The sequence below is a fragment of the Nonomuraea sp. NPDC004702 genome, assembly GCF_053601695.1.
This window is the reverse complement of sequence record NZ_JBSGCE010000023.1, coordinates 53,612-68,008: the sequence shown is the minus strand read 5'-3', so window position 1 is coordinate 68,008 and position 14,397 is coordinate 53,612. Positions and strand designations below refer to the sequence as shown.

Genomic DNA, 14,397 nt, shown 5'->3' with positions numbered 1-14,397 from the left:
TCAGCGGCGGGGGAGCACCTCCAGGGACTGACGGGCGATCTCCCACTCCTCGTCCGTGGGCACGACCAGCACCGCCACCTCCGCGCCCGGCGGCGAGACCGCCCGCTCACCGGCCGGGCCGGCCGCGTTCAGCGCGGGGTCCACGGTGATGCCGAGCCGGTCGAGCCCGGCCAGCGACTCCGCGCGGGTGGCCGCGTCGTGCTCGCCGACGCCGCCGGTGAACACGATGGCGTCCAGGCGGCCGAGCAGGGCGTAGTACGCGCCCACGTACTTGCGGATGCGCCGGGTGTAGACCTCCAGGGCCAGCCGGGCCTCCTCGTCGCCGCGGGCCCGCACCTCGCGCATGTCCAGCGTCCCGGCCAGGGCGCGCAGGCCGCCCTCGTGGCTGAGCGCGCGCTCCACCTCCTCGCCGCCCATGCCGCGCACCCGCGCCAGGTAGCCGGCGATCGCGGGGTCCACGTCGCCGGAACGGGTGCCCATCACCAGCCCCTCCAGCGGGGTCAGCCCCATGGAGGTGTCCACGCTGCGCCCTCCGGACATCGCCGTCGCGCTGGCGCCGTTGCCCAGGTGCAGCACGACCAGGTCGAGGCCGGCCAGGTCGCGGCCGAGCAGGGCGGCGGCGCGGCGGGAGACGTAGGCGCAGGAGGTGCCGTGGAAGCCGTAGCGCCGCACGCCGAGCTCCCGCCAGGCCCGCGGCACCGCGTACGTGTACGCCTGCGGCGGCAGCGTGAGCTGGAACGCCGTGTCGAACACGGCCACCTGCGGCACCCCGGGGAACGCCGTCCGCGCCACCCGGATCCCGGCCAGGTTCACCGGGTTGTGCAGCGGCGCGAGCGGCGCCAGCTCCTCGATCGCGGCGATCACCTCGTCGTCGACCAGCGCCGGGCCGGTGAAGCGGGTGCCGCCGTGCACGACCCGGTGACCGACCGCGACCGGCTCCAGCTCGGGCCCGGCCCGCGCGAACGCCTCCAGCATCGCCGCCAGCCCCTCGGCGTGCCCGGCGAACCGCTCCTCCCGCACGTACGGCGGCCCGCCGTCCGCGTGGTGCGTCAGCCGCCCGCGCTCCTCGCCGATGCGCTCCACCAGCCCGCGCGCCGGCCGCTCCCGGGTGCGCACGTCCACCAGCTCGTACTTGATGGAGGAGGAGCCGGTGTTCAGGACGAGTATTCGGCCGGCCATGTCCACGACCTGATCTCCGCCGGGTCCTCGCCGTGCTCCCTGGTGTACGCGCGGGCCCGCAGCCGCGCGTCGCTCATCCGCTGGCGCAGGTGCGCGGCCTTGGAGCCGAGCCCCGGCACCCGGTCGATGACGTCGATGACCAGGTGGTAGCGGTCGATGTCGTTGAGCATGGCCATGTCGAACGGCGTGGTCGTGGTGCCCTCCTCCTTGTAGCCGCGCACGTGCATGTTGGCGTGCCCGGTGCGGCGGTAGGCGAGCTGGTGGATGAGCGAGGGGTAGCCGTGGAAGTTGAAGATGATCGGCCGGTCCACGGTGAACAGCGTGTCGAACTCGGCGTCCGGCATGCCGTGCGGATGCTCCGACCGTGGTTGCAGCCGCATCAGGTCCACCACGTTGACGACCCGCACCTTCAGCTCCGGCAGGTGCTCGCGCAGCAGCGCCGCGGCGGCCAGCGTCTCCTGGGTGGGCACGTCGCCCGCGCAGGCCAGCACGACGTCCGGCTCGCTGCCTTGGTCGGTGGAGGCCCACGGCAGGATGCCCAGGCCGCGCGTGTTGTGCGCGATCGCCTCCTCCATCGTGAACAGGTCCAGCACCGGCTGCTTGCCCGCGACGATCACGTTGACGTAGTCGCGCGAGCGCAGGCAGTGGTCGGCCACCGACAGCAGGGTGTTGGCGTCCGGCGGCAGGTAGACCCGCACCACCGACGCCTTCTTGTTGACGACCACGTCGAGGAAGCCGGGGTCCTGGTGGCTGAAGCCGTTGTGGTCCTGCCGCCACACGTGCGACGACAGCAGGTACGTCAGCGACGCCACCGGCCGCCGCCACGAAATCTTCTGCGACGACTCCAGCCACTTGGCGTGCTGGTTGAACATGGCGTCGATGATGTGGATGAACGCCTCGTAGCAGTTGAACAGGCCGTGCCGGCCGGTCAGCAGGTAACCCTCCAGCCAGCCCTGGCACAGGTGCTCGCTCAGCACCTCCATCACCCGGCCGCCCGGGGCCAGGTTCTCGTCCGTGGGCAGCAGCTCGGCCTCCCACGCCCGGTCGGTGACCTCGAACACGTCCTGCAGCCGGTTGGAGGCGGTCTCGTCGGGGCCCACCAGCCGGAAGTTGCGCGGGTTGCCGGCGATCACGTCGCGCAGGAACCCGCCGAGCACCCGCGTCGGCTCGGTCAGCTGGGCGGCCGGGGACTTGACCTCGACCGCGTGCCGGCGGAAGTCCGGCAGCCGCAACGGCTGCAGCAGCTCGCCGCCGTTGGCGTGCGGGTTGGCGCTCATCCGCAGCGGCCCCCGCGGCACCGTCGCCAGCACCTCCCCGACCGGCTTGCCGTCGGAGCCGAACAGCTCCTGCGGCCGGTACGAGCGCATCCACTCCTCCAGCATCGCCAGGTGCGCCGGGTTCTCCCGGACCCCGGCCAGCGGCACCTGGTGGGCCCGCCAGGTGCCCTCGACCGGCTTGCCGTCCACCTCGCGCGGGCCGGTCCAGCCCTTCGGGGTGCGCAGCACGATCATCGGCAGCCGCCGGTCCTGGCCGTCCTTGTACTCGGCCAGCTCGTCGAAGACGGTGTCGAGGGTGGCGGCCATCTCCTCGTGCGAGGGGCCGACCAGGTGGGGGCGGTAGCCGTACCCCTCCATGAGCTTGAACAGGTCCTGCTCGGGGATGCGGGCGAGCACGGTGGGGTTGGCGATCTTGTAGCCGTTCAGGTGCAGGATGGGGAGCACGACGCCGTCGCGCCGGGGGTCGAGGAACTTGTTGGAGTGCCAGCTGGCGGCCAGGGGGCCGGTCTCGGCCTCGCCGTCGCCGATGACGCAGGCGACCACCAGGCCGGGGTTGTCGAACGCGGCGCCGTAGGCGTGGGCCAGGGAGTAGCCCAGCTCGCCGCCCTCGTGGATGGAGCCGGGCGTCTCGGGCGCGACGTGGCTGGGGATGCCGCCGGGGAAGGAGAACTGCCGGAACAGCCGCCGCATGCCCTCGACGTCCTGCGAGACGTCCGGATAGCGCTCGGTGTAGGAGCCCTCCAGCCAGGCGTGCGCGACGGCGGCGGGCCCGCCGTGGCCGGGACCGGCGATGTAGATCATGTCCTGGTCGCGCTCGGAGATCACCCGGTTGAGATGGGCGAAGCAGAAGTTCAGCCCCGGGGTGGTGCCCCAGTGGCCGAGCAGCCGCGGCTTGATGTGCTCGGGGCGCAGCGGCTCGGTCAGCAGCGGGTTGTCCAGCAGGTAGATCTGCCCGACGGACAGGTAGTTGGCCGCCCGCCAGTACGCGTCTATGTGGTCCATGTCCTTGCCCATTCCTCCGCAGGCGGTGCTGAATCCCCGGGCTGCCGATAATGTGCCGTCACATGGCGCTGCGCAGTTCCCTCTGGTACTCCGGTGACGACAGGAACTCCTACATCCACCGGGCCTGGATGCGCCGCGGCCTGCCGCGCGAGGCGTTCGAGGGCGAGCGGCCGCACATCGCGATCGCCAACAGCGCCTCCGACCTCGCGCCCTGCAACGCCCACCTCGACGAGGTCGCCCGCGGCGTCATGAACGGCGTGTGGGCGGCCGGGGGCGTGCCGCTCGACCTGCCCGTCCTGTCGCTGGGCGAGACGAACGTGCGCCCGACCGCCATGCTCTGGCGCAACCTGGCCGCGATGGCCGCCGAGGAGCTGCTGCGGGCCAACCCGATCGACGGCGTGGTGCTGCTCGGCGGCTGCGACAAGACCGTTCCGGCGCTGCTCATGGCCGCCGCCTCGGTCGACCTGCCGGCGCTCGTCGTGCCCGGCGGGCCCATGCTGACCGGCCACTTCCGCGGCGTGCCGCTCGGCTGCGGCACCGACGTGTGGCGGCTCAGCGAGGAGGTGCGGGCCGGCACGCTCTCCCGCGAGGCGTTCCTCGCCTCCGAGTCGTCCATGATCCGCAGCCGCGGCCACTGCAACACGATGGGCACCGCCTCCACCATGGCCTGCATGGCCGAGGCGCTCGGCATGACGCTGCCCGGCACGGCCGGCACCCCCGCCCCCGACAGCCGTCTGCTGGAACGCGCGCACGACAGCGGCCGGCTGGCCGTCGAGCTGGTACGCGCGGGCCGCCGCCCCAGCCACGTCATGACCAGGGCCTCCTTCCTCAACGCCATCGTGACGCTGGCCGCGATCGGCGGCTCGACCAACGCGGTCGTGCACCTGCTGGCCATCGCCGGGCGGCTCGGCGTCGAGCTGAGCCTCGACGACTTCGACCGGGCCGGCTCGGGCGTGCCGCTGCTGGCCGACCTCCAGCCCGCCGGCCGCCACCTGATGGACGACCTGTTCCGGGCGGGCGGCCTGACCGCCCTGCTGCGGGAGGTCGAGGACCTGCTCGACCCCGGGGCGATCACCGTCACCGGCAGGCCACTCGTCGAGCACCTGGCCGGCGCCGAGATCTGGGACGACACCGTGATCCGGCGGCGCTCCGACCCGCTGCTGCCCGACGCGGGCATCGCCGTGCTGCGCGGCAACCTCGCGCCCGACGGCGCCGTGATCAAGCCCGCGGCCGCCTCGCCGGAGCTGCTGCGCCACCGCGGCCGGGCGATCGTCTTCGACGGCGTCGAGGACGCCCGCGCCCGGCTCGACTCGCCCGGCCTCGACGTCGACGAGACCTCGGTGCTGGTGCTGCGCGGCTGCGGCCCCAGGGGCTACCCGGGCATGCCGGAGGTCGGCAACCTGCCGCTGCCGCGCAAGCTGCTGGCCAGGGGCGTGCGCGACATGGTGCGGGTCAGCGACGCCCGGATGAGCGGCACCGCGTACGGCACGGTCGTCCTGCACGCCTCGCCGGAGGCCGCGGCCGGCGGCCCGCTGTCACGGGTGCGCACCGGCGACCCGATCGTGCTCGACGTGGCCGCCAGGAGGCTCGACGTGGACGTCCCCGAGGCCGAGCTGGCCGCCAGGGAGCCGGTCATGACCGGCCACGCCCGGCCGGCCCGCGGCTGGGAGCGCCTGTACGTCGACCACGTCACCCAGGCGCACCTCGGCGCCGACCTCGACTTCCTGACGGGCTCCTCCGGCGACGCCCCCGGCCGGGAGTCCCATTGAGAGCAAAGAGTGCCCGGCGCCATGCGCGGAATCTTCCCCGTGGGGTACGGGGTTCCCTACGGGAGCCCGGCTCAGCGGATCTCCCGCGAGTGCGGGACGATGTGATCAGGTTTGACGACGTATGAGGAGGAAGCGGTGAACGGCGACATCAGCCAGAGCCAGGAGTGGGCGGCTCTGGGCAAGCATCACGAGGAGCTGGCGGGAAAGCGGCTTCGTGAGCTGTTCGCGGAGGACCCGGGCAGAGCCGGGCGGATGACGGTGAGCGCCGGGGACCTCTACCTCGACTACGCCAAGCACCGCGCCACCCAGGAGACGATCGACCTGCTGGTGGCCCTGGCCGAGCGGGCGGGCCTGCGCGAGCGCATCGCCGCGATGTTCGGCGGCGAGCACATCAACGTGAGCGAGGACCGCGCCGTCCTGCACGTCGCGCTGCGCATGCGGGAGAACGCCAAGCTGGTCGTCGACGGCCAGGACGTCGTGGCCGACGTGCACGCGGTGCTGGACAAGATGAGCGCCTTCGCCGACCGCGTCAGGTCCAAGGAGTGGAAGGGCGCCACCGGGCAGCCGATCAGGACCGTGGTCAACATCGGCATCGGCGGCTCCGACCTCGGCCCGGCCATGGCCTACGAGGCGCTGCGCGACTACGTGGACGCCGGCGTCGAGGCCAGGTTCGTCTCCAACATCGACCCCGCCGACATCCTGGGCAACCTGCGCGACCTCGACCCGGCCAGCACGCTGTTCGTGGTCGCCTCCAAGACCTTCACCACGCTGGAGACGCTGACCAACGCCAGGGTCGCCCGCTCCTGGCTGGTCGGCGCGCTGGGCGAGGACGCGGTCGCCAAGCACTTCGTGGCCGTCTCCACCAACGCCGAGAAGGTCGCCGAGTTCGGCATCGACACCGACAACATGTTCGGCTTCTGGGACTGGGTGGGCGGCCGCTACTCCTACGACGGCGCCATCGGCCTGTCGCTGATGATCGCCGTCGGGCCGGACCGGTTCCGCGAGATGCTGTCCGGCTTCCACAGCATGGACCAGCACTTCCGCACCGCGCCCTTCAACGCCAACATGCCGGTCCTGATGGCCCTGCTCGGCATCTGGTACACCGACTTCTTCGGCGCCGAGACCCGCGCCGTGCTGCCCTACAGCCAGCGGCTGCACCGCTTCCCGGCCTACCTCCAGCAGCTCACCATGGAGTCCAACGGCAAGTCGGTGCGCGCCGACGGCAGCCCGGTGACCGTCCCGACCGGCGAGATCTTCTGGGGCGAGCCGGGCACCAACGGCCAGCACGCCTTCTACCAGCTCCTGCACCAGGGCACCCGGCTCGTCCCGGCCGACTTCATCGGCTTCGCCGAGCCGTTCGAGGACCGCGAGGGCATGCACGACCAGCTCACCGCCAACCTGCTCGCCCAGACCAGCGCGCTGGCCTTCGGCAAGACCGCCGAGGAGATCGCGGGCGAGGGCACGCCGCCGGAGATCGTGCCGCACAAGGTGATGCCGGGCAACCGGCCCACCTCGACGATCCTGGCGACCAAGCTCACGCCGTCCACGCTGGGCCAGCTCGTCGCGCTCTACGAGCACATCGTGTTCGTCGAGGGCACGATCTGGGGCGTCGACTCCTTCGACCAGTGGGGCGTCGAGCTGGGCAAGAAGATGGCGCTCGACGTGGCGCCCGCGCTCACCTCCGACGAGCCGCCGCAGACCTTCCCCGACTCCTCGACCGAACAACTCGTGCGCAGGTACCGCGAGCTGCGCGGAAGGCGGGCCTAGAGATGGGGCGGGCGGGCGCGCTGGTCCTGTTCGGCGTCACGGGCGACCTCGCGCGCAAGATGCTGCTCCCCGCGCTCTACCGCCTGACCGCCGACGGCAGGCTCGACCTGCCGATCATCGGCGTCGCCAAGACCGACATGGACCTCGACGCGCTGCGCGAGCACGCCCGCGAGGCGTGCGGCGGCGTCCAGGACGCCGCCTTCGAGAAGCTGGCCGGCAACCTGCGGCTGGTGGCGGGCGACTACCGCGACCCCGAGACGTTCGCGAAGTTGCGGCAGGAGGTCGAGGGCAAGGGGTTCCTCGTCCACTACCTGGCGGTGCCGCCCGCGCTGTTCTCCGTCGTCGCCGAGGGGCTGGCCGGGGCCGGGCTCAACCACGAGGCCAGGCTCGTGGTGGAGAAGCCGTTCGGGCACGACCTCGACTCCGCGCGCAGGCTCAACGACGAGCTGCTGAAGTACTTCGACGAGGACCACCTGCGGCGGGTCGACCACTTCCTGGGCAAGGAGCCGGTCGAGGACCTCATGGTGTTCCGGTTCGCCAACATGCTGCTCGAACCGCTGTGGAACCGGAACTACGTGCGCAGCGTGCAGATCACCATGGCCGAGGACTTCGACGTCGCCGACCGCGGCGGCTTCTACGACGCCAACGGCACGGTCCGCGACGTGGTCCAGAACCACCTGCTGCAACTGCTGGCCATCCTGGCGATGGACCCGCCGCCGTCCATGGACGCCCGCGCGCAGCTCGACGAGAAGTGGCGGGTGCTGCGCGCCGTCCAGGCCGTCGACCCGGCCCACGTCGTGCGCGGCCAGTACGACGGCTACCTCGACACCCCCGGCGTCCGGCCCGGCTCCACCACCGAGACGTTCGTCGCCATGCGGCTCTACATCGACAGCTGGCGGTGGGCGGGCGTGCCCTGGTGCATCCGTTCTGGCAAGGCGCTGCCCACCACCGACCTGGAGATCGTGGCCGAGCTGCGCAAGCCGCCGGTGACGATGTTCCGCGGCGGCGACGTGCCGCCGGGGCCCAACCTCATCAGGTTCCGGCTGCAGCCCGACGCCGGGGTGACCTTCGACGTGCTGGCCAAGGAGCCCGGCCGGCAGCGGACGATCCCGGTGCCGGTGAGCGTCGACTTCACCAAGGTGCTCGGGCCGATGGAGGCCGCCTACGAGCGCATCCTGACCGACGCCGTCAGCGGCGACCCGCGGCGGTTCGCCCGGTTCGACCTGGTGGAGGAGTCGTGGCGGATCGTGGGCCGGCTGCTCGACCTGCCCGACCAGCCGCTGCCGTACGAGAAGGGCACCTGGGGGCCCGAACCGGCGGAGAAGATTCCGCCGGGCGGCTGGCACGAGATCTCCACCACGTTCGACTAGCGGCCGATCCGGGTGAACGATGGGCCCATGGACATCAAGGAGCTGTTGGAACAGTCGAAGGACGCCGTCACCGTCAGGCGCGTCTTCGGTGAGCCGATCCACCACGGCGACGTCCTGGTCATCCCCGTCGCCCGGGTCGCCCAGGGCGGCGGGGCCGGTCAGGGGCAGGGCCGGGACGAGAAGGGGGAGGAGCTCGGCAGCGGCGGCGGTGGCGGCTTCGGCTACAGCGCCACCCCCGCCGGGGTGTTCGTCATCAAGGACGGCGACGTGCAGTGGCGTCCGGCCGTCGACGTCAACCGGATCGTGCTCGGCGGCCAGCTCGTCGGCCTCGCCCTGGTGCTGACGATCCGGACCATCTTCAAGAAGTGGCGTCACAGGAGGTAACGGGGGCACATCATCTGACGTGCTCATCGATCTGCTCGACGCGGGGCTGCCCGGCCACGAGGCGCTGCTGCCCGGCTCCAACCTGCCGGTGCGGGTCGCCCCGCTGGGCGGCGGCACGTCGCTGGTCCGCTTCCCGCCCCGGTGGAGCCGTCCCGGCCGCGGCCACTACCTGGCGGGGGAGGAGTTCGTGCTGCTGGAGGGCGAGCTGCGGGTGTCGGGGGTGGCGTACCTGCCGGGAGAGCACGCCTGGCTGCCCGCCGGCGCCCTGCGCCATTCCGGCGCGGCGCCGGCGGGGGCGCTGGTGTGCACGTTCTTCGACGGCGAGCCCACCTGGGTGTCCAGCGACCTGGACGAGCCCGACGGGCCCAGCCTGCGCACCCCGCTGGTGAGCGTCGTCGTCCCCGAAGGCGGGCTGCCGCTCACCTCGCACTCCGTGCTGCTGGACACGCCCGTCCCGCTCGACCACCCGGCCGAGATGATCACGGTGCCGAGCTGGACGTGGGAGCTGTCCACCTTGATCCCCGAGGGCCGGGTCCTCGTAAGGTGGACGCCATGATGACCTCTTTGACGCAGTTCGTGGGATTCGGCGCTCTGGTGCTGCTCGGGGCGATGTCGCCCGGTCCCGACTTCGCGGTCGTGGTGCGCCGCTCGGCGCTGTCCGGGCGCGGGCACGGCATGGCCGCGGCGGCCGGGATCGCCGTGGGCGTGGCCGTCTGGGTGATGGCCGCCGGCACCGGCGTGGCCGCGCTGCTGGCGGCCTCGGCCACGGCCTTCACCGTGGTCAAGATCGTGGGTGCCGCCTACCTGCTCTACCTGGGGGTCAAGGCGCTGCGCGCGGCCCTGCGCAAGGGCGGCGCGCTCGACCTCGGCCTGCCCGCCCCCGCCGACCGCGGCCCGTGGGCGGCCTTCGCCGAGGGGCTGCTGACCAACGTGCTCAACCCCAAGGCCGCGCTGTTCTTCGTGGCCCTGGTGCCGAACTTCGTGAGCGAGGGGGCCGCGTTCGGCGACACGCTGCTGCTGTCGGCGGTCGCGCTGGCCGGCACGATGGTCTGGTTCCTCACGGTGGCGAACGTGGTGAGCACGCTGCGCCGGGTGTTCGCCCGGCCCGGCGTGCGCAAGGCCGTGGACGGGCTGACCGGCGCCGCGCTCATCGGCCTCGGCGTCAACCTGGCCGTCGCCGGCCGCCCTTGACCGGCCCCTCGACGGCCCGGCCGTGAACCAGCGCGCGGTCGCGTCAGGAGACGGCGACGCCGAGCAGGTGGCCGAGGCCGAAGGTGACGGCGGCGGCGCCCGCGCCCAGCCCGAGCTGGCGCAGGCCGCCCAGCCACCACGGCCGCGCGGTCATCACGGCCACCGCCGCGCCGAACCCGAACAGCGCCACCATGCTCAGCGCCAGCGCCAGGAACAGCCCCGACGCCCCGAACAGGAACGGCGCCAGCGGCACCAGCGCACCCGCGGCGAAGGCGAGGAACGACGAGCCGGCCGCCAGGTAGGGCGAGGGCAGGTCGTCGGGGTCGACGCCCAGCTCCTCGCGCACGTGCACGCGCAACGCCTGCTCCGGATCGGCCGACAGCCCTTCGGCGACCCGGCGGGCGAGGTCGGCGTCCAGGCCGCGCGACCGGTAGAGGGCGGCCAGCTCGGCCCGCTCGCCGTCGGGGTTGCGGGCCAGCTCGCGCCGCTCCACGGCGATCTCGGCCCGCATCAGCTCGGTCTGGGAGCGCACCGACGTGTACTCGCCGGCCGCCATCGAGCAGGCCCCCGCGACCAGGCCGGCGAACCCGGCGAGCACCGCGCCGCGCCCCGCGCCCGCGGCGCCCACGACGCCGGCGATGAGCGCCACGTTGGAGACCAGGCCGTCCATCGCCCCGAACACCGCCGGGCGCAACCAGCCGCCGGTGACGTCACGGTGGCTGTGGTGCTTCTCAGGAGAGTAGGGCCGGGCAAGCTCAATCGTCATGACAATCCTCCCCTTATTGGCAGTTCGTCACGGAATCTAGGCCCTTCCGGCATGATCCGCAACGAAGGAGAGGCTAGCCTGATCTGCGGTTTTCCCGCTGCGTCACCGCCCGTGCACGCGCGACCACGTGCCCGGGGGCGAAAACGCGAACGTCCCCCCGGAGCCCGCGGCGTGCGGGAGCCGGAGGGACGCGGACGGGGTCAGGCGTGCGCCGGGCTGGCGGGAGCCGGCTGAGCGGGACCAGGCTGAGCGGAACCCGGCTGAGCGGCACCCGACCGGGCGGCCCTCGGGCCGTTGACGATCGCGTCGCAGTCGGCGATCGCGTCCTCCAGCAGCCTGCGCAGCAGCGCGTCGGGGTCCTTGATGCACGCCTGGACGATGCCGACCACGGCGAGCTGCACCGCGTTGGGCGCCGCGTACCGGCGGAAACCCTTCTCGGTGATCTTGGCGGCCCGGCTGAAGCGCCTGGCCTGCTCGGCCGCGTGCGGCACCTGCTCCATCGCCCTGCGGCTCAGCTCGCTCAGCCGGCCGGACGGCGCGCCGTCGAGCCTGGCCAGCATCTCCTCGGCCGCCAGCACCGACACCGCGAGCGCGAGCTGGCGCTCGGCGGCGGCGACGGGCAGGGCCGTGGTCGCGCAGCGCAGCGCGATGTGCGCGTCGATCCGCAGGTCGTCGCCGGCCAGCCCGATGATGGACGGCACGAGCCCGACCAACTGGGCGCGGCTCTCGTCGCCGGTGTTGTCGTTGACCAGGCGGGCGAGCGCGGCCAGCAGCGGATGGGTGCAGGCCGGGTGGTCGCTCCACCGCTCGCCGGCCAGGTAGGACGCCAGTTCCATGAAACAGGCGCCGCGCTTCGGGTTGCGATGCCTGCCGCGGGACAGGACCGGCATGTGATCAAGGTGATTGTCCACGGGGTGCTCCATGCTCCACGCGATCGCCGTCCAGCCAGTTTGCGCTGTCGGGCGCGTCAAAGCCAGTGATCGGGCATCTTCCACAGGAATGGTTCCCTCAGGCGATGCGATCATTCCTCAACCGCTATTCATGGTTATGGCACCAAAGAATTTAATTTATGAGGAATTTTCGGCATTTATGACGAAAACAGCGGCCGTACGGGCCGGAACCGTCAGCGTGCCGGCCGCCGGGTCGTAGGACGACCGCCTGACCACCTCGTCCGCCGACGCCGCCTGCACCGGGTGCAGCGCCACCCGGCGGCCCGGCGGCACCCCCGGCGCCCGCGTGCAGGGAGACGGAGTGGGGTTGAGCACCACGACCACCGCGTCCCAGCGCGGGTCCAGCCCCGCGGTGTCCACCCGCATCACGATCACGCCCTCGCCGCCGGCCGGGAACGACAGCCGCCGCCGCACCTCCTCCGCCGTGCCCAGCGCGAACGCCGGGGTCGAGGCCCTGATCCGCAGCAGCTCCCCGAACGCCGCCCGCGCCGCCCCGATCGCCGCGCAGCCGGGACGCAGCGCCGGGTCGGCCAGCAGCGGCCGGGCGTACGGCCAGGCGGCCTCGTTGTCCGCCCGCGGCGGCAGGCCCGCGCCGAACCCGTTGCCCGCCGAGCAGTCCCACAGCAGCCGGTTGAACCAGTCGCCGGAGTCGTAGGAGTTGCGGTCGAGCGACTTCGAGCGCAGCCGCTCGCTGCCCGCGTGCACGAACGCCGCCCCCTGCCCCAGCAGCACCGTGGCCAGCGACAGCACCTGCATGCGCACCCGGTCGGCCATCGGCGTGCCCGCGGGCAGCTTGTAGGCCAGCGCGTCGAACAGCGTCTCGTTGTCGTGCGCGTCCACGTACGACACGACGTCGTCCGGCCGGGCGGCGTAGCCGGCGGCGGCGCCGTTGTGCTCGACCTCCGAGCCCGCGCGGCCCGAGGGCAGCACGTAGTCGCGCAGGCCGCCGGTCAGGCCCAGCATGACCAGCTCGGTGCAGTGGCGCAGGCGCTCGCGCTGCTGCTCCTCCGAGCCGTTGGCGGGCGCGCCGTTGGGCGCGCCGGCCAGGCCGGAGCCGTACCCCTGCACGCGCGGGTCGGCGTCGAACGGGCCGCCGCCGCGCACCGCGTCCCGCAGCCGGTCGTCGAACGTGCCGATGCCGGTGCCGGCCATGTTGGCCTGCGTGGCCTGCTCGAACCTGGCGTCGCCGGCCACCTCGCCGAAGCTCCAGCCCTCGCCGTACAGGATGATCGAGCGGCCGTCCACGCCGTCGCGCTCGGGGGTGAGCGCGTCGAGGGCGGCGCGCACGGCCAGGATGTTGGCCTTCGGGTGGTGGCCCATGAGGTCGAAGCGGAAGCCGTCCACCTTGTACTGCCTGGCCCAGGTGCGCACCGAGTCGACCACCAGCCGGCCCATCATGGCGTGCTCGGGCGCGGTGTTGGCGCAGCAGGTGGAGGTCGCCAGGGAGCCGTCCTCCATCAGGCGGTGGTAGTAGCCGGGCACGATCGGGTCCAGCACGTCCGCCGAGTGGGTGTGGTTGTAGACCACGTCCATGACCACACGCAGCCCGGCCTCGTTCAGCGCGGCGACCATGGCGCGGAACTCCCTGATCCGCTCGTCCGGGTCGGTCGCGTACGAGCCTTCCGGGACGGTGTAGTGCAGCGGGTCGTAGCCCCAGTTGAAGGAGTCGCGGTCCGCGGTGAGCGCCACGATCTCCTGCTGCCGTTCGGAGTCGGGCGGCAGGGCGGCGAGGTCGCAGCCGGGCTCGGTGCGGTCCGACCGGCGCTCGGGGATCGTGGCCACGTCGAACACCGGCAGCAGGTGCACGTGGGTGAGCCCGTCCGCGGCCAGCGCGCGCAGCTCGCGCATGCCGTCGCCGTCGTGGCGGAAGGCCGCGTACGTGCCGCGCAGCTCCTCGGGCACGGTGGCGTCGGAGGCGGAGAAGTCGCGTACGTGCAGCTCGTAGATGACCGCGCGGTCCAGCGGGACCGGGGCGGGCTTGGCCAGCCGGTCCCAGCCGGGCGGCTTTAGCGCGGGGTCGTCCAGGCTCACCAGCCTGCTGCGCACCCCGTCGGGCGCGGCGGCCAGGCTGTAGGGGTCGGTGACCTCGTTCGTGACGACGCCTCCCGCGGCGGGGGAGTAGACGGTGACGCGGTAGGTGTAGTCCTTGCCGTACCAGGTGGGCAGGCCGCGGATCGACCACACGCCGGTCTCCTCGTCCAGCCGCATCGTGTGCAGGCGGCCGCCGAGCGCCAGCTCCACCCGCCGTGCGGTGGGGGCCCAGAGGGCCAGCCGGGGCAGCAGCCGTCCGGACGGCCCGAGCCCGGCGCGCACGGCCCCGGCGTAGACGTCGTCGAGCACGCCCGGGATCTGCACGCCGGTCGCCGCGGCCACCGCGCCCGAGCCGTCGCGGGCCACGGCCACCACCTGGCCGCGCAGCGCCTCCTTCACCAGCCCGGCGTCCTCGGGGCGCAGCTTGAGCGCGGTGCCGCCGGCCAGGTGCGGCCACGCCCGCATCCGAACCTCGTCCAGCGCGCCCGGCGTGAGCGGGACGGTCACGGCATGGCCGGTCAGTCGGCCGTCGTGGCAGGCGATGCCGCCGGCCGGGGCACAGGCCAGCGCGTGCGTCAGCGACGGATCCACCGTCCAGACGACCGTCTCCCTGTCGATCCAGTGGGCCCGCGCCTCGCCGTCGCCGATCGCGGTCACGTAGATCATGGTGCCCGCCCGGCGGCGGCCCATGCGAGGACGCCGCGCCGGAGG

The 14,397-nt window shown here is 72.9% G+C and carries 11 protein-coding genes; 6 read left to right on the top strand and 5 right to left on the bottom strand.

The features are described from left to right. Both ACWEJ6_RS26925 and ACWEJ6_RS26920 read right to left on the bottom strand, forming a co-directional pair. Positions 1-1,179: an acetate/propionate family kinase gene (locus ACWEJ6_RS26925; protein ID WP_452427119.1), complete on the bottom strand. Its 1,179-nt coding sequence runs from the start codon at positions 1,177-1,179 to the stop codon at positions 1-3. Beyond that, entirely contained in the window at positions 1,155-3,458 is a 2,304-nt protein-coding gene (locus ACWEJ6_RS26920) for a phosphoketolase family protein (protein WP_452427117.1), read from the bottom strand. Before ACWEJ6_RS26920 ends, ACWEJ6_RS26925 begins: the two co-directional genes overlap by 25 nt. A 62-nt stretch (positions 3,459-3,520) precedes the next feature. On the opposite strand from ACWEJ6_RS26920, the gene ACWEJ6_RS26915 reads away from it, so the two are divergent. The 6 genes from ACWEJ6_RS26915 (at position 3,521) to ACWEJ6_RS26890 (ending at position 9,939) form a co-directional block, all read left to right on the top strand. After that, a complete protein-coding gene (locus tag ACWEJ6_RS26915) occupies positions 3,521-5,227 on the top strand; it encodes an IlvD/Edd family dehydratase (RefSeq protein WP_452427115.1) in 1,707 nt (568 codons plus the stop codon). A 135-nt stretch (positions 5,228-5,362) separates the two neighbouring features. Beyond that, complete coding sequence (pgi, locus tag ACWEJ6_RS26910; protein ID WP_452427113.1) at positions 5,363-6,994, top strand: glucose-6-phosphate isomerase; 1,632 nt, start codon at positions 5,363-5,365, stop codon at positions 6,992-6,994. A 2-nt stretch (positions 6,995-6,996) separates the two neighbouring features. After that, positions 6,997-8,364 (top strand): glucose-6-phosphate dehydrogenase, encoded by a 1,368-nt coding sequence (zwf, locus tag ACWEJ6_RS26905; protein WP_452427111.1) that lies wholly within the window; start codon positions 6,997-6,999, stop codon positions 8,362-8,364. A 27-nt stretch (positions 8,365-8,391) separates the two neighbouring features. Next, complete coding sequence (locus tag ACWEJ6_RS26900) at positions 8,392-8,748, top strand: GerW family sporulation protein (RefSeq protein WP_387669433.1); 357 nt, start codon at positions 8,392-8,394, stop codon at positions 8,746-8,748. A gap of 19 nt (positions 8,749-8,767) precedes the next feature. After that, positions 8,768-9,304, top strand: a complete 537-nt coding sequence (locus tag ACWEJ6_RS26895) for a cupin domain-containing protein (RefSeq protein WP_364337566.1) — start codon at positions 8,768-8,770, stop codon at positions 9,302-9,304. Continuing rightward, positions 9,301-9,939: a LysE family translocator gene (locus tag ACWEJ6_RS26890; RefSeq protein WP_387669431.1), complete on the top strand. Its 639-nt coding sequence runs from the start codon at positions 9,301-9,303 to the stop codon at positions 9,937-9,939. The genes ACWEJ6_RS26895 and ACWEJ6_RS26890 overlap by 4 nt, the downstream gene beginning before the upstream one ends. 43 nt (positions 9,940-9,982) lie before the next feature. On the opposite strand, the gene ACWEJ6_RS26885 is transcribed toward ACWEJ6_RS26890, so the two are convergent. The 3 genes from ACWEJ6_RS26885 to pulA form a co-directional block, all read right to left on the bottom strand. Further along, positions 9,983-10,705: a VIT1/CCC1 transporter family protein gene (locus ACWEJ6_RS26885; protein WP_358010508.1), complete on the bottom strand. Its 723-nt coding sequence runs from the start codon at positions 10,703-10,705 to the stop codon at positions 9,983-9,985. A 200-nt stretch (positions 10,706-10,905) separates the two neighbouring features. Next, positions 10,906-11,616, bottom strand: coding sequence for a hypothetical protein (locus tag ACWEJ6_RS26880; RefSeq protein WP_452427108.1), 711 nt, complete (start codon positions 11,614-11,616; stop codon positions 10,906-10,908). A gap of 156 nt (positions 11,617-11,772) precedes the next feature. Continuing rightward, positions 11,773-14,343, bottom strand: a complete 2,571-nt coding sequence (gene pulA / locus ACWEJ6_RS26875) for a pullulanase-type alpha-1,6-glucosidase (protein ID WP_452427106.1) — start codon at positions 14,341-14,343, stop codon at positions 11,773-11,775. Positions 14,344-14,397: the final 54 nt, after the last annotated feature.